General features: G+C 62.3%; 23 protein-coding genes. 9 read left to right on the forward strand and 14 right to left on the reverse strand.

Going from position 1 to position 17,176, the window contains the following annotated elements:
- Window positions 1-64 precede the first annotated feature (64 nt).
- The 4 genes from panB to AB8717_RS12955 all read right to left on the reverse strand — a co-directional run bounded on the left by panB (window position 65) and on the right by AB8717_RS12955 (window position 2,430).
- Entirely contained in the window at window positions 65-883 is an 819-nt protein-coding gene (gene panB, locus AB8717_RS12940; RefSeq protein ID WP_443747742.1) for a 3-methyl-2-oxobutanoate hydroxymethyltransferase, read from the reverse strand.
- Window positions 884-945: 62 nt separating this feature from the next.
- Window positions 946-1,404, reverse strand: a complete 459-nt coding sequence (locus tag AB8717_RS12945; protein ID WP_443747743.1) for a hypothetical protein — start codon at window positions 1,402-1,404, stop codon at window positions 946-948.
- The gene (locus AB8717_RS12950; RefSeq protein ID WP_443747744.1) at window positions 1,401-2,009 is read right to left on the reverse strand and encodes an RNA polymerase sigma factor; all 609 of its coding nucleotides are present in this window, start codon (window positions 2,007-2,009) and stop codon (window positions 1,401-1,403) included. Before AB8717_RS12950 ends, AB8717_RS12945 begins: the two co-directional genes overlap by 4 nt.
- Before the next feature lie 31 nt (window positions 2,010-2,040).
- Window positions 2,041-2,430 carry a DUF6249 domain-containing protein gene (locus AB8717_RS12955; RefSeq protein WP_443747745.1) on the reverse strand — a complete coding sequence of 130 codons (390 nt, stop codon included), beginning with the start codon at window positions 2,428-2,430 and terminating at the stop codon, window positions 2,041-2,043.
- A 231-nt stretch (window positions 2,431-2,661) separates the two neighbouring features.
- On the opposite strand from AB8717_RS12955, the gene AB8717_RS12960 reads away from it, so the two are divergent.
- Window positions 2,662-3,273, forward strand: a complete 612-nt coding sequence (locus AB8717_RS12960) for a PadR family transcriptional regulator (protein WP_443747746.1) — start codon at window positions 2,662-2,664, stop codon at window positions 3,271-3,273.
- Between the two features lies 1 nt (window position 3,274).
- Window positions 3,275-3,625, forward strand: coding sequence for a siderophore-interacting protein (locus AB8717_RS12965; RefSeq protein ID WP_443747747.1), 351 nt, complete (start codon window positions 3,275-3,277; stop codon window positions 3,623-3,625).
- A gap of 3 nt (window positions 3,626-3,628) precedes the next feature.
- On the opposite strand, the gene AB8717_RS12970 is transcribed toward AB8717_RS12965, so the two are convergent.
- Window positions 3,629-3,997 carry an arsenate reductase gene (locus AB8717_RS12970; RefSeq protein ID WP_443747748.1) on the reverse strand — a complete coding sequence of 123 codons (369 nt, stop codon included), beginning with the start codon at window positions 3,995-3,997 and terminating at the stop codon, window positions 3,629-3,631.
- Between the two features lie 109 nt (window positions 3,998-4,106).
- Here AB8717_RS12970 and AB8717_RS12975 point away from each other — a divergent pair, with 109 nt between their 5' ends.
- Together AB8717_RS12975 and AB8717_RS12980 are read left to right on the forward strand one after the other, a co-directional pair.
- Window positions 4,107-4,724 carry a DNA-3-methyladenine glycosylase I gene (locus AB8717_RS12975; RefSeq protein WP_443747749.1) on the forward strand — a complete coding sequence of 206 codons (618 nt, stop codon included), beginning with the start codon at window positions 4,107-4,109 and terminating at the stop codon, window positions 4,722-4,724.
- Window positions 4,725-4,743: 19 nt separating this feature from the next.
- Window positions 4,744-5,154 carry a DUF1801 domain-containing protein gene (locus AB8717_RS12980; RefSeq protein ID WP_443747750.1) on the forward strand — a complete coding sequence of 137 codons (411 nt, stop codon included), beginning with the start codon at window positions 4,744-4,746 and terminating at the stop codon, window positions 5,152-5,154.
- 8 nt (window positions 5,155-5,162) lie between these two features.
- Here AB8717_RS12980 and AB8717_RS12985 read toward each other — a convergent pair whose 3' ends face one another.
- Both AB8717_RS12985 and AB8717_RS12990 read right to left on the reverse strand, forming a co-directional pair.
- Entirely contained in the window at window positions 5,163-5,387 is a 225-nt protein-coding gene (locus AB8717_RS12985; protein WP_443747751.1) for a toxin-antitoxin system HicB family antitoxin, read from the reverse strand.
- Window positions 5,388-5,813 (reverse strand): putative toxin-antitoxin system toxin component, PIN family, encoded by a 426-nt coding sequence (locus tag AB8717_RS12990; protein ID WP_443747752.1) that lies wholly within the window; start codon window positions 5,811-5,813, stop codon window positions 5,388-5,390. It lies immediately after the preceding gene.
- Between the two features lie 180 nt (window positions 5,814-5,993).
- Between AB8717_RS12990 and AB8717_RS12995 the strand changes: the two genes are divergently transcribed.
- A complete protein-coding gene (locus AB8717_RS12995) occupies window positions 5,994-6,527 on the forward strand; it encodes a hypothetical protein (RefSeq protein ID WP_443747753.1) in 534 nt (177 codons plus the stop codon).
- 236 nt (window positions 6,528-6,763) lie between these two features.
- Here the strand turns inward: AB8717_RS12995 and AB8717_RS13000 are convergent, their stop codons facing one another.
- The 7 genes from AB8717_RS13000 to AB8717_RS13030 all read right to left on the reverse strand — a co-directional run bounded on the left by AB8717_RS13000 (window position 6,764) and on the right by AB8717_RS13030 (window position 14,355).
- A complete protein-coding gene (locus tag AB8717_RS13000) occupies window positions 6,764-8,392 on the reverse strand; it encodes an ABC-F family ATP-binding cassette domain-containing protein (protein ID WP_443747754.1) in 1,629 nt (542 codons plus the stop codon).
- A gap of 75 nt (window positions 8,393-8,467) precedes the next feature.
- Window positions 8,468-10,009: a glutamine-hydrolyzing GMP synthase gene (gene guaA / locus AB8717_RS13005; protein WP_443747755.1), complete on the reverse strand. Its 1,542-nt coding sequence runs from the start codon at window positions 10,007-10,009 to the stop codon at window positions 8,468-8,470.
- 12 nt (window positions 10,010-10,021) lie between these two features.
- Window positions 10,022-11,329, reverse strand: a complete 1,308-nt coding sequence (locus AB8717_RS13010) for an RsmB/NOP family class I SAM-dependent RNA methyltransferase (protein WP_443747756.1) — start codon at window positions 11,327-11,329, stop codon at window positions 10,022-10,024.
- Window positions 11,330-11,339: 10 nt separating this feature from the next.
- Window positions 11,340-11,732, reverse strand: coding sequence for an MAPEG family protein (locus AB8717_RS13015; protein WP_443747757.1), 393 nt, complete (start codon window positions 11,730-11,732; stop codon window positions 11,340-11,342).
- Window positions 11,733-11,740: 8 nt separating this feature from the next.
- A complete protein-coding gene (gene guaB, locus AB8717_RS13020; protein ID WP_443747758.1) occupies window positions 11,741-13,198 on the reverse strand; it encodes an IMP dehydrogenase in 1,458 nt (485 codons plus the stop codon).
- 115 nt (window positions 13,199-13,313) lie between these two features.
- Complete coding sequence (locus tag AB8717_RS13025) at window positions 13,314-13,634, reverse strand: DMT family transporter (protein WP_443750890.1); 321 nt, start codon at window positions 13,632-13,634, stop codon at window positions 13,314-13,316.
- Between the two features lie 4 nt (window positions 13,635-13,638).
- Window positions 13,639-14,355 (reverse strand): RlmE family RNA methyltransferase, encoded by a 717-nt coding sequence (locus AB8717_RS13030; RefSeq protein WP_443747759.1) that lies wholly within the window; start codon window positions 14,353-14,355, stop codon window positions 13,639-13,641.
- An 83-nt stretch (window positions 14,356-14,438) separates the two neighbouring features.
- On the opposite strand from AB8717_RS13030, the gene AB8717_RS13035 reads away from it, so the two are divergent.
- The 4 genes from AB8717_RS13035 (at window position 14,439) to queA (ending at window position 17,017) form a co-directional block, all read left to right on the forward strand.
- Window positions 14,439-14,834, forward strand: a complete 396-nt coding sequence (locus tag AB8717_RS13035; RefSeq protein ID WP_443747760.1) for a hypothetical protein — start codon at window positions 14,439-14,441, stop codon at window positions 14,832-14,834.
- Between the two features lie 72 nt (window positions 14,835-14,906).
- Window positions 14,907-15,377: a peptidylprolyl isomerase gene (locus AB8717_RS13040; RefSeq protein WP_443747761.1), complete on the forward strand. Its 471-nt coding sequence runs from the start codon at window positions 14,907-14,909 to the stop codon at window positions 15,375-15,377.
- A 104-nt stretch (window positions 15,378-15,481) separates the two neighbouring features.
- Window positions 15,482-15,886 carry a hypothetical protein gene (locus AB8717_RS13045; protein WP_443747762.1) on the forward strand — a complete coding sequence of 135 codons (405 nt, stop codon included), beginning with the start codon at window positions 15,482-15,484 and terminating at the stop codon, window positions 15,884-15,886.
- A gap of 60 nt (window positions 15,887-15,946) precedes the next feature.
- Window positions 15,947-17,017: a tRNA preQ1(34) S-adenosylmethionine ribosyltransferase-isomerase QueA gene (queA, locus tag AB8717_RS13050; RefSeq protein ID WP_443747763.1), complete on the forward strand. Its 1,071-nt coding sequence runs from the start codon at window positions 15,947-15,949 to the stop codon at window positions 17,015-17,017.
- Window positions 17,018-17,176: the final 159 nt, after the last annotated feature.

Genomic DNA, 17,176 nt, shown 5'->3' on the forward strand with positions numbered 1-17,176 from the left:
CTTTTGCGCAACCGGATACGCACGCTCACGCGTCCTCCCCCGGCCGAAACCGATGGGCGTAAGTTTATTTCGCAAAATATGTCTCTTCTTGGGCGGGGAAGCTTCGGTCCCGGACATCTTTGGCATAAGACGCGACCGCATCGCCGATTTCGGTGCGCAGTTCGGCATAATGGCGCACGAATTTCGGCGTCCAGTCGAACAGGCCCAGCATGTCGTCGCTGACCAGTATCTGGCCGTCGCAGGCGTTGGATGCGCCGATACCGATGGTCGGCGCCGAGACGCGCCGGGTGATTTCCTCGGCCAGGTCGGCGGCCACGCCCTCGACGACGATGGCAAACGCCCCGGCCTCGTCGGTCGAGACGGCTTCCAGGATGACCTTTTCGCGCTCGGCGTCGTTGCGGCCCTTGGCCTTGAAGCCGCCGTCGACATTGATCGCCTGGGGCCGCAGGCCGACATGGCCCATGACCGGAATGCCGCGCTGGACGAGATAGCGGATGGTGTCGGCGACCGTCGGCCCCGATTCCAGCTTCACCGCCTGGGCGCCCGTCTCTTTAAGAATGCGCACGGCGTTTTCGAACGCCTGTTCCGGCCCGGCCTCGTAAGAGCCGAACGGCATGTCGACGACGACCAGGGCCTGGGTAGCGCCGCGCATCACCGCCTGGCCGTGCAGAATCATCATGTCCAACGTCACGCCGATGGTATTGGGCAGGCCGTGCACCACCATGCCGACGCTGTCGCCGACCAGCAGCACGTCACAGTGCGGGTCCATGATGCGGGCGGTCGGCGCGCTGTAGCAGGTCAGGCAGACCAGCGGCGTCTTCCCCTTGCGGTTGCGGATATCGGGAACGGTCAGGCGCTTTACGCCCTGGGTCTGGCTGCTCACGCGGGCCTCATACTGTTGCGAGGCCCTTTAGATGGAGATCGAACCGGCGAATCGCCAGCGCGTCACAGGGCCTCTTCCTGCGAATAGGCGTAATACAGCCCCACGAACATCAGACATAGCGAAAAACTGACCCAGAAGAAGGCCGGGGTCTGCATCATGCCGAGATAGTGCCCCCACTGGTCGGTGAAGTTCGACATGGTCTTGCCGGCGACGTCCATGGCCTGGATGCCGGCATTGAGGGTATGATCGGTGCGGACGGCGGCACTGTGCAGCGACTGTGCGCTCAGGTCCGGCACGCGCACGATCTGCGCCAGGGCGTAGATACCGCCGACAAAGCCGGCCAGCACGACCAGCCAGTGGCGCATCCACAGGCGCATGGACAGGCCGCGCACAACCTTGGCTTCGAAGCGCGGGGCGTCCTCAAACGTCAGGGGCTGGGCAAACAGTTCGGCCAGATCGCTGTCTTTGAGCGCATCGCCAACGGGGTCGCCAATATGGTCCTTCGCACGCTCGCGGGTCATGATCCAGTATCCAATGCAATCGAATTGACGGTTGGCGGAGTTACGGTTGGGACGGCTAACGCGGACTTCAACTGATCCAGAGCGCGCCGAATATGGCTTTTTACAGTGCCGAGCGGGATTTTGAGCTCGTCGGCGATATCCTGATGCGACAGGTCTCCGCTGAAATTCAGCGTGACGCACAACTGTTCGACGGGTTTCAATCTTTGCAGGGCAGCATCGAGATTGTGCGCCTTCAGGCCAGGATCGGCCTGCGCCTCGGGCTCATAGGCACTCATATCGTCGCTGAGCACATAGCGGGCATCCTTGCGCACCTTCTTGAGGTAGCGCCGGGAGGCGATCCGCTTCAGCCAGGCCGAGAACGGCCCGTCGAAACGGTATTCGGCCAGATGCTCATACGCCGCGATAAAGGCCTCCTGGGCCATATCGTCGGCGTCGGCGCCCTGCGCCCCCATCCGCCGCAGATGCGTGCGCAGGACGGGACCATGACGCCTTACCAGTTCGGCAAAGGCACGCCGGTCGCCGGCCTGGCATAGGCGTACCAGGTCGACATCGCCATTACGCGTCAAGTCTGGGCGTGTCAGGTCTGTGGTGGCGGAAGAGGCCATGGAGAGCAGGTCCGGATTGCCGCAGCTTGGCTCAGTTCGGCTTACGCGTATTCAGGCCGACAATGCCAAGGATCAGCAGCGCCAGGCCGATAAAGCCCGGAATCGCCGCGACGCCCGCCAGATGGCCGAAGATGAAGTCGTGGCTCATATAGTCCATGACAGCCAGTCCGGCGGCAACGGCCAGCAGAACAAGGCCCGCCCGCACATCGTTCATCGGATTCTTGGCCTTGGGCACCGACCGCTGGATGCTCTCGACGAATTCGGGCGGCAGGGGCTGCCCCTTCTCGATCGACATGCGCAGGGTCTTTTGCAGCTCGGCGTTATTACGCGCCTTGTTCATCTGGACGATGAAGACAATGGCAATCGGCATGCCGAACACCATGACGACGGAAATAATCGGAACGAGGATGCCTATATCCATAGGTGAACTCCTTTGTCTTTTTTGCCGCGTGGCTGCGGCTACTGGAGACAAGAGCCTCCAGCCCCACGTTTCGGATGCAAGGATTCGCATTAAGTTTTCGTAATGCGAAGCCCCCTTGCATTCGATACGATTTAGATATATCTAATTAGCATCGAAACCGATCGAGATTGCAGTTGCATCGGAAATCGAATTTCGATATATCTAGTTATAGTACGATACAGGAGACAAGCCATGAAGGGCTTTTTTCATCACCGCCATCACCATGATCCCCGCCATATGGGACACCGCGACGGCTTCGGACGCGGCCCGTTCGGCCGTTTCGGCAATCTTTTTGAAGGCGCGTCCTTCGAAGGCAACCCGTTCGAGCGCGGACGCGGCGGCCGGGGCCGCGACGGACGCGGCTTCGGTCACGGCGGCCTGCGCCTGGTCATTCTCAAGCTGCTCGCCGAAAAGACGAGCCACGGCTATGAGCTGATCAAGGAAATCGAGGAGCGTTTCAATGGCGCCTACACCCCCTCGCCCGGCGTCATCTATCCGACCCTGAGCTGGCTGGAAGACGAAGGCTACATCACCGTCCTGCGCGGCGACGACGGCCGCAAGCAGGCCGAGATCACCGACGCCGGCCGCGCCCACCTGACCGAAAAGGCCGAAGAGGTCGAACGCCTGTTCAGCATGATGAGCCAGGAACGCGCCGAACACGGCGACTATGCGCCTCTGTTCCGCGCCATGCACAACCTCAAGGCCGCGCTGCGCTCGCGGGGCATGCGCCCCCTGGGCAAAACCGAAATCGAAGCCATTGTCGACATGATCGACGACCTGGCCAAGAAGATCGAAAGGTCGTGACATGCACGGGGGGACTGACATCCAGGGCGGCAATCATCTGCTGATCGGCGATACCGCCGCCCTCCCCGCCCTGATGCGGAAACTGGACGGTCTGCCAGCGGGCGCCCGCGCCATCGCCGTCATCAAGGCGGAATACGACGAACGCCCGCAGGTCGGAACCGGGGCCGACCTGTCGGTCCACTGGGCCGACGAATACCGTGGGCTCAACGATGTGGTGCGCGGGCTGTTCCTGCCGCAGGACCAGTTGAATGCCTGGGTCGCCTGCGAGGCCACGGAAGCCCGCCTGATCTGCACGCAGCTGGTCGAAGACCACGGCGTCGATCCCAGCCGGCTTTATACCCTTATCTGGTAGCCGTTATCGCTTGAGGGCGGCCGCCTCGAGGGCAGCACGCTCGGGGCTGCCCGGCTTGAAACCGGCGAAGACCTTGCCGTCCGCCTCGACCACCGGCCGGCGGATCAGTGAAGGATTGGCCGCCATAAGCTTCAAAGCTTTCGCTTCGCTCAGGTCGGCCTTGTCGGCTTCGGCCAAGGCGCGAAAGGTCGTTCCGGTCCTGTTGACCAGCTTTTCCCAGCCGATCGCCTTCACCCACGATTTCAGTGTCGCGGTATCGATGCCGTCTGTCTTGTAGTTATGGAAGTCGTAGGCGACGCCGTTGTCCGACAGCCAGTCGAACGCCTTCTTCATGGTGTCGCAGTTCTTGATGCCATAGATCTTGACGGTCATGGAGGGCTCCGGGGCGCGCAAAACGATTGTCTCCGTGCCTGAAAGATTCGCTCCGGCCAGGCAAGCCGATTATACCCTGAAGGACGTTTCGATTCAGGGGATATCGATCATGGAAAAGACGCTTCCCGGTCCAGACGGCCGCCCTCGCTGCCGCTGGTGCGTGGGGACACCGGACTACCTGGCCTATCACGACACCGAATGGGGTTTTCCGGTCGCCGACGACCATCGCCTGTTCGAAAAGCTGTGCCTGGAAGGCTTCCAGTCCGGCTTAAGCTGGCGCACCATCCTGACCAAGCGCGAGAACTTCCGCAAAGCCTTTGCCGGCTTCGATTTCAACACGGTCGCCGCCTTCGACCAAACCGATGTCGAGCGACTGATGCAGGATGCCGGCATCGTCCGCCATCGCGGCAAGATCGAAGCCGTCATCAACAATGCCCGCCGCGCCCAGGACCTGGTAAAGACCGAAGGGTCGCTCGCCGCCTATGCCTGGCGCTTCGAGCCGCACCCGGAAACGCTGGGCACGCCGCAATCGGCCTCGACCTCGGCGGCATCGGTCGCCATGTCGAAGGACCTGAAGAAGCGCGGCTGGGGCTTTGTCGGCCCGACGACGGTCTACGCGTTCATGCAGGCCATGGGGTTATTCAACGACCACGCCGAGGGCTGCGTCGTCCGCGACGAAGTGAAGGCGGCGCGCGAGGCGTTCACACCGCCGGTCGCAAAGCGATAAACAGGGCGGGCACGGCAGCATGAACACGCCCTTGATACCGGCTAACGTCGCCGCCGTCCTGGAAGGCTTCCCCGATCCCGTGCGTCTGCGTCTGCTCGACACCCGGGCGCTGATCTTCCGCACGGCGGCCCGGATCGACGGTGTCGGCCCGCTGGAAGAAACGCTGAAATGGGGTGAGCCTGCCTACCTGACCGCCGTCTCGAAAAGCGGCACGACGATCAGGCTCGGCTGGCCCAAGGCCTCGCCGCGGCATTGCGCCGTCTATTTCAATTGCCAGACCTCGCTGGTCGATGAGTTCCGGACCCAGTTCGGCGACACCTTTACCTTCGAAGGCAACCGCGCCCTGTGGCTAGATCCGGTGGCGCCACTGCCGGAAGCACCGCTCAGCCTTTGCCTTGCGGCGGCGCTGACCTATCACCGGCGCAAGTGAACCGCCGATCACTTTGATCCGTAGTGCCTATCCAGCTTATCCAGGATATCCAGCCCCAACGTCTTATCACCACGCGCGGCGCGCAACTTGAAGCGGGTTTCGGCGTCGAACTCGGCCAAGGCTTTCGTGGAAAACGCTTCGAACAGCTTGTTGAGGCTGATGCCCTGCGACTCTGCCAGCGCCTTCAGGCGTTCGTGCTGATCGTCAGGCAAACGAATGGTCAATGTGCTCATCTATTGCCTCCATCTGGCAAGAAAGTCTCCGGCGTTGCAAACTTCCAATTGCGGAAACAACAACGACGAATTTTTAAAATCCCGGACATTGGCCGTGACAATCGCTCGCGCTCCGCCGGCAATTGCTAGCTCCACCAAATGATTGTCGCCTTCGTCACGCAGATTGGGGCGCCAAAGATAATAAATCGGCGTCCAAACGCACACACTCAAGAAAGCATCTAGCAGATCGTCGCGCTCCGTTTTCGACAGGATCGCCTCATCGAACAAAGCCTTACGCGAGCACACATCCTCAAATTCCGCGAACAATGCATTGCCCATCAGAGGCCTCACATGTCCCTGAAGACATAATCGAATGACCTGCCTTGGCGCGGTCGAAGCATTCATGATCGCAGAAACAAAGACGTTGGTATCAACGACGATTCTCATAAAAAATTCTGATAGCATATATGCCATCACGATGCAATTCACCTTGAACTGGCAACGGCGCTTGCGCCATCTAAAATGGAAAAAGTCGGCACACGACAGTCACTAAAGTGTCCCTAAAACGAGCCATTAAATCTCCTTCCAATTGAATTTTTCGTTGGATTTTCAACAAAAGGAAGAAAAATGGCTTACGATCAAAGGCTTTTGGACGCTATTACAGGTAGCGACATCCGGATTTGGAAACATGGCGAATTTCCAATGCCGGATTGGGTTACGCCCCTTATGGCCAGCGGCATAGAGGCTAACGGCACTTTTGCGATGGATACGGATTTAGGCCGCGCTAGGGTTCATATTGGGCATGTAATTATTGAAAAGGCGGGAAAAGCGTGGGTATGCCAGACCGATGAGGTCGTTTTGTTCGTCGAGCATCTGAGATCAGCTATTGACGCGCCAATAACTAATATCGGCCCCGGAAAAGTGCATCAATTCGGAAGCACAAAGAAAGAGAAGACTAAACCTAAACAAATAGGTGGCAGCAGTCGCCCTCCTTCTTTTCCCAAAATTTCAGGCACCATGCCGACAATTGAATGGATCCATGTTCAAGACCTTTCAGTTGACGCGTCTTATCAAAGATCCACCGACAACGTTTCCTCAAGGCGATTGATCTCCAGCATCGCCAACCGATTTGACTGGCGGCTACGCTGTCGGCCTAAATAGAGGACACGCGCGGGCCAATGCGCTTCACGACGCTATTATCGCGGCATATGGAAGCTTCGGCGCCTCTTCAGAAAATGACGGCCAACAATAAAAAAGCGCTCCGGACGATTCCGGAGCGCACATAAATTACTCCGGCTTAATCATCGGCAACGTTCAAGAAACCAAATAACGATCCGTTGGTGCAATAGCCTCATCAATACGAGCCTTATGCGAAGTGTCAGCGGCGTTATTGCCTCCTACCCCTCCGGATGTAACCCCGGCGCTTCCTGGCCGGTGCGGGCGACGTATTCCGTATAACCGCCGCCGTACTGGTGGATGCCTTCGGGCGTCAGTTCCAGCACACGGTTCGACAGGGCCGCCAGGAAATGACGGTCGTGCGACACGAACAGCATGGTGCCTTCGAAGTCCTTCAGCGCCTCAACCAGCATCTCCTTGGTGACCATGTCGAGGTGGTTGGTCGGTTCGTCGAGCACCAGGAGGTTGGGCGGATCGAACAGCATCTTGGCCATGACCAGGCGCGCCTTTTCGCCGCCCGACAGCACGCGGCACGGCTTTTCGACGTCGTCGCCCGAGAAGCCGAAACAGCCCGCGAGCGTGCGCAATGCCCCCTGCCCCGCCTGCGGGAACGAACCGTCGAGTGATTCAAAGATCGTCTCTTCGCCGTCGAGCAGGTCCATGGAGTGCTGGGCGAAATACCCCATCTTGACCGAGGCGCCGACCGTCACCGTGCCCTGGTCGGGCTGGGTGGCGCCGGCCACCAGCTTCAGCAGGGTCGACTTGCCCGCCCCGTTGGCGCCGAGCACGCACCAGCGCTCCTTGCGGCGGACCAGGAAGTCGAGGCCCGAATAGATGGGTTGCGTGCCATAGCCCTTATGGACGTTCTTCAGGTTCAGCACGTCGTCACCCGAACGCGGCGGGCTGCGGAATTCGAACTGGACCGATTGTCGGCGGCGCGGTGCCTCGACGCGTTCGATCTTGTCGAGCTTCTTCACCCGGCTCTGCACCTGCGCCGCGTGGCTGGCGCGCGCCTTGAAGCGTTCGATGAACTTGATTTCCTTGGCCAGCATGGCCTGCTGGCGCTCGTACTGCGCCTGGCGTTGCGCTTCGGTCAGCGCGCGCTGCTGGTCATAGAAGTCGAGATCACCCGAATAGGTGATGAGCGAACCGGCGTCGATTTCGACGACCTTGCCGATGATGCGGTTCATGAAGGCGCGGTCGTGCGACGTCATCAGCAGCGCGCCGTCATAGTCCTTGAGGAAGGCTTCGAGCCAGATCAGGCTTTCGAGGTCCAGGTGGTTGGACGGTTCGTCGAGCAGCATGCCGTCGGGCCGCATCAGCAGGATGCGGGCCAGGGCCACGCGCATCTTCCAGCCGCCGGACAAGAGGCCGACATCGCCATCCATGCGTTCCTGGGTGAAGCTCAAGCCCGCCAGGACTTCGCGCGCCCGGGCGTCGAGCGAATAGCCGTCGAGCTCCTCGAAGCGCCCCTGCACCTCGCCATAGCGTTCGATGATGGCGTCGAGCTGGTCGGCCTGGTCGGGATCGACCATGGCGGCTTCGAGCTCAGCCATCTCGGTCGCCAGCGCGCTGACCGGACCGACGCCGTCCATCACCGCGGCGACGGCGCTCTGGCCCGACATCTCGCCGACCTCCTGGCTGAAATAGCCGATCGTCATGCCGGCATCGATCGCCACCTGGCCGTCGTCGGGCTGCTCCTTGCCGGTGATCATGCGGAAAAGCGTCGTCTTGCCGGCGCCGTTCGGCCCGACCAGCCCCACCTTCTCGCCCTTCATGATGCCCATCGAGGCGTCGATAAACAGGATCTGGTGGCCGTTCTGCTTGCTGATATTGTCGAGGCGGATCATGGGGTCTTCACTGGCAAAAAAGGACGCGGTCCGAGCAGGACCGCGCCGATACTAAACGATTAAAATGACGGGAATTTATTCCCACTCGATCGTGCCGGGAGGCTTGGACGTCACGTCGTAGACGACACGGTTGACGCCCCGGACTTCGTTGACGATACGCGTGGCGCAGCGTCCCAGCACCGGCCAGGGGAATTCGAAGAAGTCGGCCGTCATGCCGTCGGACGAGGTCACGGCGCGCAGGGCCAGTACGTCTTCGTAGGTGCGGGCGTCGCCCATCACCCCCACCGTCTTGACCGGCAACAGCACGGCGAAGGCCTGCCAGATCTGGTCGTAGAGGCCCGCCTTACGGATTTCTTCCAGGTAGATGGCGTCGGCGTCCTGTAGCGTCTTGACCTTTTCCGGCGTCACTTCGCCCGGAATGCGGATGGCGAGGCCGGGTCCCGGGAAGGGATGGCGGCCGACGAAGGCGTCCGACAGCCCCAATTCCTTGCCGAGCGCGCGGACCTCGTCCTTGAACAGTTCGCGCAGGGGCTCGACCAGTTTCAGCTTCATATAGTCGGGCAGGCCGCCGACATTGTGGTGCGACTTGATGACCGCCGACGGACCGCCCGACGGCGACACGCTTTCGACCACGTCCGGGTAAAGCGTGCCCTGGGCCAGGAATTCGGCGCCTTCAATCTTGGCGGCTTCCGCGTCGAAGACGTCGATGAACAGCTTGCCGATCGTCTTGCGCTTGGTCTCGGGGTCCGACACGCCCTTGAGTTCGCCCAGGAAAAGCTCTTGCGCTTCAACATGGATCAGCGGGATGTTGTAGTGATCGCGGAAGAGCGACACGACTTGCGCGCCCTCGTCCTTGCGCAGCAGGCCGGTATCGACGAAGACGCAGGTCAGCTGTTCGCCGATCGCTTCGTGGATCAGCACGGCCGCGACCGACGAATCGACCCCGCCCGACAGGCCGCAAATAACCTTGCCCTTGCCGACCTGCTTGCGGATCTTGTCGATCGCTTCGTCGCGGAAGGCGGCCATCGACCAGTCGCCGGTAAAGCCCGCGATTTCGAACAGGAAGTTGCGGATCATGTCGGTGCCGCGTTTCGTATGCACCACCTCCGGGTGGAATTGCACGGCGTAGAATTTGCGGCTTTCGTCGGCGATGGCGGCGAACGGCGCGCCTTCCGACGTGGCAATCACTTCGAAGCCTTCGGGGATCGCGGTGACGCGGTCACCGTGGCTCATCCAGACGGTCTCTTTCGGGTCCAGGCCCTTGAAGATCGGTGACGGTTTCAGCACGTCGATCTCGGCGCGGCCGAATTCGCGGTGATGGCCGCCTTCGACCTTGCCGCCCAGCAACTCACACATCAGCTGTTCGCCGTAACATATTCCGAAGACAGGAATATTCATCTCGAACAGGGTCGCGTCGATGCGCGGTCCCTGATCGATGACGCTGTGCGGCGACCCCGACAGGATGACGGCCTTGGGCTTCAGGGCCTCGATGGCGGCACCGGCCTTGGTAAAGGGATGGATTTCGCAATAGACGCCGCATTCGCGGACGCGGCGGGCGATAAGCTGGGTGACCTGCGATCCGAAATCGACGATCAGCAGTTTTTCATGGTGCGACATGTTTGCTTCCGTTTACGCCTTGCGGCGGTAGAGCGAGACGAAGAAACCATCCGTGTGGCTGGTTCCCGGGCTTAAGCGCAGGCGGTGGCCCTGCGCCAGGGTTTCGAGGGTTTTTGCCCCCTCAGGCGTAATGGCGGGTGTGTCGAGCGCCTCAGAGATGGCGCGCGGTGCAAATTCGGGGTGGGAACCTTCAAACGCGTCGGCGGTGGCCTCGTTCTCATCCGGCAGGATCGAACAGGTGGCGTAGGCCAGCAGACCACCGGGCTTCACCAGCTTGGCCGCGCGGCCGAGAATAGCCGATTGCAAAGCGTGCAGGCGCGCGACTTCGGCCTCTTCCAGGCGATGCGCGGTTTCCGGCCGGCGACGCCACACGCCCGAGCCCGAGCACGGGGCGTCGACCAGCACCAGATCGGCCTGGCCTTCCAGGTCCTCCATGCCTTCGCCCTCCGGCCCCAGTTGCCGCAGGTCGGCTTCGAGCCCGGCGCGCGCCAGGCGCGGCTTGATATTGTTGAGGCGTGTGCGTTCCACGTCCGAAGCGATCAGCCGCCCCTGCCCGTCCATGGCTTGCAGCAGGGCCAGCGTCTTGCCGCCACCACCGGCGCAATAGTCGACGACCGTCATGCCGGGTTTGGCGCCGGCCAGGAAGCCCGCCAGTTGCGAGCCCTCGTCCTGGATCTCGATCTGGCCCTGGCGGAAGGCCGGCAGGGCGCGGACATTGGGTGGCGGTTCGGCCGGCAACCGAATCCCAAAGGCGGAAAACGGTGTCGCTTCAGGGCGATAGCCCAGCATCTCAAGACCCGAGATGAGCGGCGCGCGGTCGCCGTTGACGCGCAGGTCGATCGGCGCGCGCGGCAGCATCAGCGCCTCGGCCTCGTTCAGCCAGCGATCGCCGTAGACAGCTTTCAGGCGTTCGGCGGCAAAGGCCGGCATGCCCGTATCGATCCAGCCCGGAGCTTCGCCCTCACCCGCCGACGACAAACGCGCACGTTCTTCGCCCGTCAGGGGCTTGGGCCCATAGCCCGTGCCGCTGAACAGGTCTTCGATATCGGAAAGCGGCAGGCCGTCGATCAGCGACAGCGACGCCAGCACCATGGCTCTACCGCCGTCCTTGGCTTTCTCGTCCTTGCCCATGGCCCACAACAGACGGGCCTTGGCGCGAAGGCAGGCATAGACGCGGTCGGCAATGGCACGGCGATCCTTGGAACCGGCGTAGCGGTTGTTCTGGCCCCAGGTTTTCAAGACAAGTTCAGCGCTCGCACGCGTGCCGCTCATCTGGTCGAGAATGTCGGCGGTGGCCTGGAGACGGGCGGCGGGGGTCAATGCAAATCCTTTAAAACAACAAACTGCAGGCGGTCATCAGAATGCCGGCAAGCGACACGATCCAGACCAGCGAGCGGACGTAGGTGACGGCGAAGGCGTAAAGCGGGACATAGACGATGCGGGCGATCAGATAGGTCCAGGCGCCCGCCAGCGACAGGGCGTCGGACTTATGCATGAAAGCCAGGGCAACGACGATAACCGCAAAGAAAACATAGGTTTCCATGAAGTTCGCGAAGGCCCGCTTGAGCCGGCCCGCTTTTGCGCCGGTCTCGAACGGTTTATCGCGCGGTCCGGCGTTCCACTTCATGTAGCCCGGCGTGAACAGCGGCCACTCCGCGGCCAGCAGCAACTGGAAAATCCCCAATCCCGCCGCGTAAACCGCGATGCGTAGTTCCTCTGTCATCCAGACTCCTATTGCCGGTAATTCGGCGCCTCACGCGTGATCATGACATCGTGGACGTGACTTTCGCGCAGGCCCGCACCGGTGATGCGGACGAAGCGCGCGCGTTCCTGGAAGGCATCCACGGTTGGGGCGCCGACATAACCCATGGCGGCGCGAAGGCCGCCCACCAGCTGGTGGATAACCGGGGCGATCGGGCCCTTGTAAGGCACCTGGCCTTCGATGCCTTCCGGCACCAGCTTCATCGAGTCGCGGACCTCCTTCTGGAAGTAGCGGTCGGCGGAGCCCGACGTCATGGCACCGACGCTGCCCATGCCGCGGTACGATTTGTACGAACGGCCCTGGTACAGGATGACCTCGCCCGGCGCCTCTTCGGTGCCGGCAAACATCGACCCCAACATGGCGGTCGAGGCCCCGGCGGCGATGGCCTTGGCCAGGTCGCCCGACAGCTTGATGCCGCCGTCGGCGATGATGGGCACGCCCGCGTCGCGCGCCGCGCGGACGCTGTCGATGATGGCGGTCAGCTGCGGCACGCCGACACCGGCGACCATGCGCGTGGTGCAGATCGAGCCCGGGCCGATGCCGACCTTGACGGCGTCGGCGCCGGCGTCGATCAGGGCGCGCGTGGCGTCGAAGGTGGCGACATTGCCGGCGACGATCTGGACGTGGTTGTATTCGCGCTTGATGCGGCGAACGGCTTCGCTGACCAGGCTGGAGTGGCCGTGGGCGGTGTCGATGACGACGACGTCGGCGCCGGCGTCGATCAGGGCCTGCGAACGCTCATAGCCGGCATCGCCGACGGTCGAGGCGCCCCCCACCAGCAGGCGCCCGGCGGCGTCCTTGGCGGCGTTGGGATAGGCCTGCGACTTTTCCATGTCCTTGACGGTGATCAGCCCGACCGCGCGATAGGCTTCGTCGACGACGATGATGCGCTCGATACGGTGCAGGGCCATCAGGCCCCGCGCCTTTTCCTGGTCGACGCCTTCGGTGACGGTGATCAGGCCGTCGCGCGTCATCAGGTCGGCCGCGGTCTTGGAGCCGTCGCCCTCAAACCGGATGTCGCGATTGGTCAGTATGCCGACCAGCTTTTTCGTCTCGCGCTCGATCACCGGGAAGCCCGAGATATGTCGGCGCGCGATGATGTCGCGGATTTCGGCGACCTTGGTATCGGGATGGATGGTGATCGGGTTGATGACCATGCCCGACTCGAAGCGCTTCACGGCGCGGATCTCGTCGGCCTGCTCCTCGTTGGTCAGGTTGCGGTGGACGATGCCCATGCCGCCGGCCTGGGCCATGGCGACCGCCAGGCGCGCCTCGGTGACCGTATCCATGGCGGACGAGACGAGCGGGATGTTCAGCGTGATGTCGCGGGTGAACTTCGTACGTGTGTCAACCTGGGTCGGCATCACGTCGGACGGACCCGGTTCGAGCAAAACGTCGTCGAAGGTTAGGCCTTCGCGTATATCCATAAGGACTCTCCATTTTGCGGGCTGTGCATAGGTCAAACCGCCGGAGAGGTAAAGAGGCTCAGGTCAAAAAGTTTCAGATCGCGATGACATGTCATTTCGGCCTGAAATGTTTCGTTTATGCCGAAGCCGTCGCCTTGAGGCCGACGATCGCGCCCAGCAGCATGACCATGAAAAAGACCCTGAGCGGCGTCACCGGCTCATGGAACAGGACGATGCCCAGCACCGCCGCCCCGAAAGCGCCGATGCCGACCCAGACGGCGTAGGCCGTGCCGATCGGCAGGCTGTCGGCCGCCCTGGCCAGCAGGACCATGGAAAGGATCAGCGTCACGGCGGTAAAGATCGTCGGGACGGGCCTGGTGAAACCCTGGCTGTATTTCAGCCCGATCGCCCAGCAGGTCTCAAGCAGCCCCGCGATCCCGAGATATATCCAAGGCAGCACGTCATTGCCCCTTGTAGCCCAGGGCGACGATATAGATTTCCGAGCTGTCGGCACGGCTGGACTTGGGCTTGAAGTGCTTGACCGTGTCGAAGCTGAGCTTGAGCTTGAGCAGAAGGTGCTCGGTCTCGCCACCCTGGAAGGCCTTGGCGACGAAGGCGCCGCCGGGCTTCAGGTTATCGAGCGCGAAGTCCGACGCCATTTCCAGCAGCCCCATGATCTTCAGGTGGTCGGTCTGCTTGTGGCCCACCGTATTGTGCGCCAGGTCCGACAGGATGACGTCGGGCGCGCCGTGCATCAGATCCATCAGTTGCCGGCTGACCGCCGGGTCGGTGAAGTCGGCCTGCAGCAGCTCGGCACCCGGGATCGGATCGACGGGCAGAAGATCGACACCGGCGACGAAGGCCGCTCCGCGCTTAAGCGCCACCTGCACCCAGCCGCCCGGCGCGCAGCCGAGGTCGACGATACGGTTGCCACGCTTCAGTACATGGAAGCGATCGTCGATTTCCATCAGCTTGAAGGCGGCGCGCGACCGCCAGCCCTCGGCCTTGGCCTGGGCGACATACGGGTCGTTCAGCTGCCGTTCCAGCCACTTCTGCGACGAGGTCGTGCGGTCCTTGGCGGTCTTCAGCTTGGTGTGGCCGATGCCGCGCCCGGCCGCCTTTCCGCTGGTCGGCGGCTTGACCATCCGCCGGCGCTCATTATCTGGAGTATCATTCATGCGCGCCGCTATACCCGCATTTGCCCTGACGGGGAAACGCTTTTGCTGTACGGTGCGCCCGTTGACCATCGCCGGAGGCCGGTATGCGTCCAGTGCGTTTGAGCGCCCTTCTCCTGTTGTGCCTGATCGTGCCCGCGTGCAAGCCGAGCCCCAAGCCCGTCGTCGCCCAGTCGCCCACCCAGACCGCGCCCCAGGCGCCCGGCCTGCCCAACGGCACATTGACCGGACCGGCCGGCGCGCCACCACCGGCAGTCACCGCGCCTTCGGCCACCTCGGCTTCGGCGGACAAGGATTCCCTGCGTTGCGACCAGCAGATCGGCAAGGCGGCGGCCAAACGCCTGACCGAGCGCTGCCTGATGGTCAGCCCGGCCAGTCATCCACCGTGCAATGTCGCCAATGCGTGCGGGATGATCCGCGACGAGATCACGCGGTCATGCGCCCTGTTCGGCGCCGACAAGCCGAAAGAATGCGCGGGCTGATCCTCATTCGACTTTTATTTGAAATGCCTGCGATGTTGGCCTATGTCGGCCGTACCAATCAAGGAGCCCCACATGGCCGAAGACCTCGAAAACACTCTGATCCTCACGCTCGACACCGGCCCGGTGACGATCCGCCTGCGTCCTGACCTGGCGCCGAACCACGTCGCGCGCATCAAGGAGCTGGCGCGCGAAGGCTTCTATGACGGCATCGTCTTCCACCGCGTCATCCCGGGCTTCATGGCTCAGGGCGGCGATCCCCAGGGCCAGGGCTTCGGCGGTTCGGGCAAGAAGCTGAAGGCGGAATTCAACGACGAACCGCACGTGCGCGGCACCTGCTCGATGGCGCGTTCGCAGAACCCCGACTCGGCCGACAGCCAGTTCTTCATCTGCTTCGCCGACGCCCGCTTCCTCGACCGCCAGTACACGGTGTGGGGCGAAGTCACCGACGGCATGGACAATGTCGACGCCCTGCCGAAGGGCGAGCCGCCGCGCACGCCCGGCAAGATCGTCACCATGCGCGTCGCCGCCGACGTCGAGGCGTAACGCCTGCGTAACCCCGGGTCATAACCATGGGTTAAGCCGTTTATGATAACAACGAACCGGAGCGTGCCCGCGCTCCGGTTTTTTGTTTTTCGTATTTCCGCGCCATGACCCGATCCCGCCTGACCCTGTCGGTCGACAATTCGAACCGCATCATCCTGTTCCGCTATATCGGCGGCATAGACGGCGCGGACATCAATGTCAGCATGATCGACCAACTCAGCCAGGTCGATCAGCCGTGGAAGTACGACAACATCGTCGATCTGCGTCGCCACGAAGGCCTGGTCACCGCCGACGAAATCGAAGAGCTCGGGCGGCGCTGGCAGATGCTGGCGCAGGGGCGCGATGCCGGCACCTGCATCGGTATCGTGACCGACGATCCCCTGGTTCACGCCCGCCTGCCGATCACGCGCGGCGCCTTCCCTGGACGCACCGTCGAAGGCTTTGCCCTGGTCGAGGAAGCCATGTGCTGGATCGAAGACCAGCGGCGCCAACGCCGCGCCATCGCATAACAAACTTGACCTGACGGGTTTTTGCGCGCTTTGACACGGACCGATTTTCAAGGTCCGCCCATGCTTGTTTCCGATTTCGATTTCGACCTCCCTCCCGACAGCATCGCCCTGCGTCCCGCCGAGCCGCGCGAAAGCGCGCGCCTGCTTCGCGTCGACGGCGCGACGCTTACCGACGCCCATGTCGGCGATATCGGCGATTTCCTGAAGGCCGGCGACCTTCTGGTCGTCAACGATACGCGCGTCCTGCCGGTGCAGCTTCATGGCGTCCGCCGCCGCGACGGCGCCGAGACGCCCATCGAGGCGACGCTGATCAAGTCGCTGGAACCGACGCGCTGGCAGGCCTTCGTCAAGCCAGGACGCCGCGTGCGCCCTGGCGATACATTGCATTTTACAAGTCCAGAGAATTCGACCTTCAGCTTGCAAGCCGAAACCGAATCCAAAGGCGAGGACGGCGCCTACGTTTTAAGCTTCGATTGCGAACCGCAAGACATGATTGGGAACTTGCAGACGGTTGGCGCCATGCCCCTGCCGCCTTATATTCGCTCGAAGCGCCGCGAGGACGAGCAGGACAAAAGCGACTACCAGACCATCTTTGCCAACGAGGCCGGCTCGGTCGCCGCGCCGACAGCCGGCTTGCACTTCACCCCCAGCCTGCTCGACCAGTTGCAAAAGAAAAGCGTGCAGGTCGAACGCGTGACGCTGCACGTCGGCGCGGGCACCTTCCTGCCGGTCAAGGTCGAGGACACGAAGGACCACGTCATGCACGCCGAATTCGGCGTGGTGACGCCTGAGACCGCGGATCGTATCAACGCCGCGCGCCGGAACGGCGGCCGCATCGTCTGCGTCGGCACGACGTCCTTACGCCTGATCGAAAGCGCGTGCGACGACAATGGTGCCATCCATCCGTTCGCCGCCGAGACTGCCATCTTCATTACGCCGGGCGTACGCGTGCGGTCGTGCGATCTTCTGCTCACCAACTTCCACCTGCCGAAATCGACCCTGTTCATGCTGGTGTGCGCGCTGGCCGGCACCGACAATATGCGCGCGGCCTATGACCACGCCATCGCCTCGGGCTATCGCTTCTTCAGCTATGGCGACGCGTGTTTGCTGACCAACACGTCCAGGAAGTAAGTGAAATCCACAGATTACACAGATTTCACAGATTAGATTTTACCACGGATGACACGGATAGGCGCTGCGCGCCAACACGGATAAGAAGCGCGAAGCGCATTCAACTCAGCAACGGGCACGCCAATCGACCTTTAGTATGAAATCCGTGTCGCCGCGAAG

The organism is Asticcacaulis solisilvae, assembly GCF_052327315.1.
GTDB lineage: Bacteria > Pseudomonadota > Alphaproteobacteria > Caulobacterales > Caulobacteraceae > Asticcacaulis > Asticcacaulis solisilvae_B.

Excerpts from the sequence above, each read along its gene's own strand:
- AB8717_RS12960 (WP_443747746.1), top strand. The coding sequence starts at position 2,662 with ATGAAGGGCTTTTTTCATCACCGCCATCACCATGATCCCCGCCATATG.
- AB8717_RS13045 (WP_443747762.1), top strand. The coding sequence starts at position 15,482 with ATGACCCGATCCCGCCTGACCCTGTCGGTCGACAATTCGAACCGCATC.
- AB8717_RS12950 (WP_443747744.1), bottom strand. The coding sequence starts at position 2,009 with ATGGCCTCTTCCGCCACCACAGACCTGACACGCCCAGACTTGACGCGT.
- AB8717_RS12970 (WP_443747748.1), bottom strand. The coding sequence starts at position 3,997 with ATGACCGTCAAGATCTATGGCATCAAGAACTGCGACACCATGAAGAAG.
- AB8717_RS12990 (WP_443747752.1), bottom strand. The coding sequence starts at position 5,813 with ATGAGAATCGTCGTTGATACCAACGTCTTTGTTTCTGCGATCATGAAT.
- AB8717_RS13000 (WP_443747754.1), bottom strand. The coding sequence starts at position 8,392 with ATGATCCGCCTCGACAATATCAGCAAGCAGAACGGCCACCAGATCCTG.
- AB8717_RS13040 (WP_443747761.1), top strand. The coding sequence starts at position 14,907 with ATGGCCGAAGACCTCGAAAACACTCTGATCCTCACGCTCGACACCGGC.
- AB8717_RS12955 (WP_443747745.1), bottom strand. The coding sequence starts at position 2,430 with ATGGATATAGGCATCCTCGTTCCGATTATTTCCGTCGTCATGGTGTTC.
- guaA (WP_443747755.1), bottom strand. The coding sequence starts at position 10,009 with ATGTCGCACCATGAAAAACTGCTGATCGTCGATTTCGGATCGCAGGTC.
- queA (WP_443747763.1), top strand. The coding sequence starts at position 15,947 with ATGCTTGTTTCCGATTTCGATTTCGACCTCCCTCCCGACAGCATCGCC.
- AB8717_RS13030 (WP_443747759.1), bottom strand. The coding sequence starts at position 14,355 with ATGAATGATACTCCAGATAATGAGCGCCGGCGGATGGTCAAGCCGCCG.
- AB8717_RS12980 (WP_443747750.1), top strand. The coding sequence starts at position 4,744 with ATGAACACGCCCTTGATACCGGCTAACGTCGCCGCCGTCCTGGAAGGC.
- guaB (WP_443747758.1), bottom strand. The coding sequence starts at position 13,198 with ATGGATATACGCGAAGGCCTAACCTTCGACGACGTTTTGCTCGAACCG.
- AB8717_RS12975 (WP_443747749.1), top strand. The coding sequence starts at position 4,107 with ATGGAAAAGACGCTTCCCGGTCCAGACGGCCGCCCTCGCTGCCGCTGG.
- AB8717_RS13015 (WP_443747757.1), bottom strand. The coding sequence starts at position 11,732 with ATGACAGAGGAACTACGCATCGCGGTTTACGCGGCGGGATTGGGGATT.
- AB8717_RS12985 (WP_443747751.1), bottom strand. The coding sequence starts at position 5,387 with ATGAGCACATTGACCATTCGTTTGCCTGACGATCAGCACGAACGCCTG.
- AB8717_RS13035 (WP_443747760.1), top strand. The coding sequence starts at position 14,439 with ATGCGTCCAGTGCGTTTGAGCGCCCTTCTCCTGTTGTGCCTGATCGTG.
- AB8717_RS12965 (WP_443747747.1), top strand. The coding sequence starts at position 3,275 with ATGCACGGGGGGACTGACATCCAGGGCGGCAATCATCTGCTGATCGGC.
- AB8717_RS12995 (WP_443747753.1), top strand. The coding sequence starts at position 5,994 with ATGGCTTACGATCAAAGGCTTTTGGACGCTATTACAGGTAGCGACATC.
- AB8717_RS12945 (WP_443747743.1), bottom strand. The coding sequence starts at position 1,404 with ATGACCCGCGAGCGTGCGAAGGACCATATTGGCGACCCCGTTGGCGAT.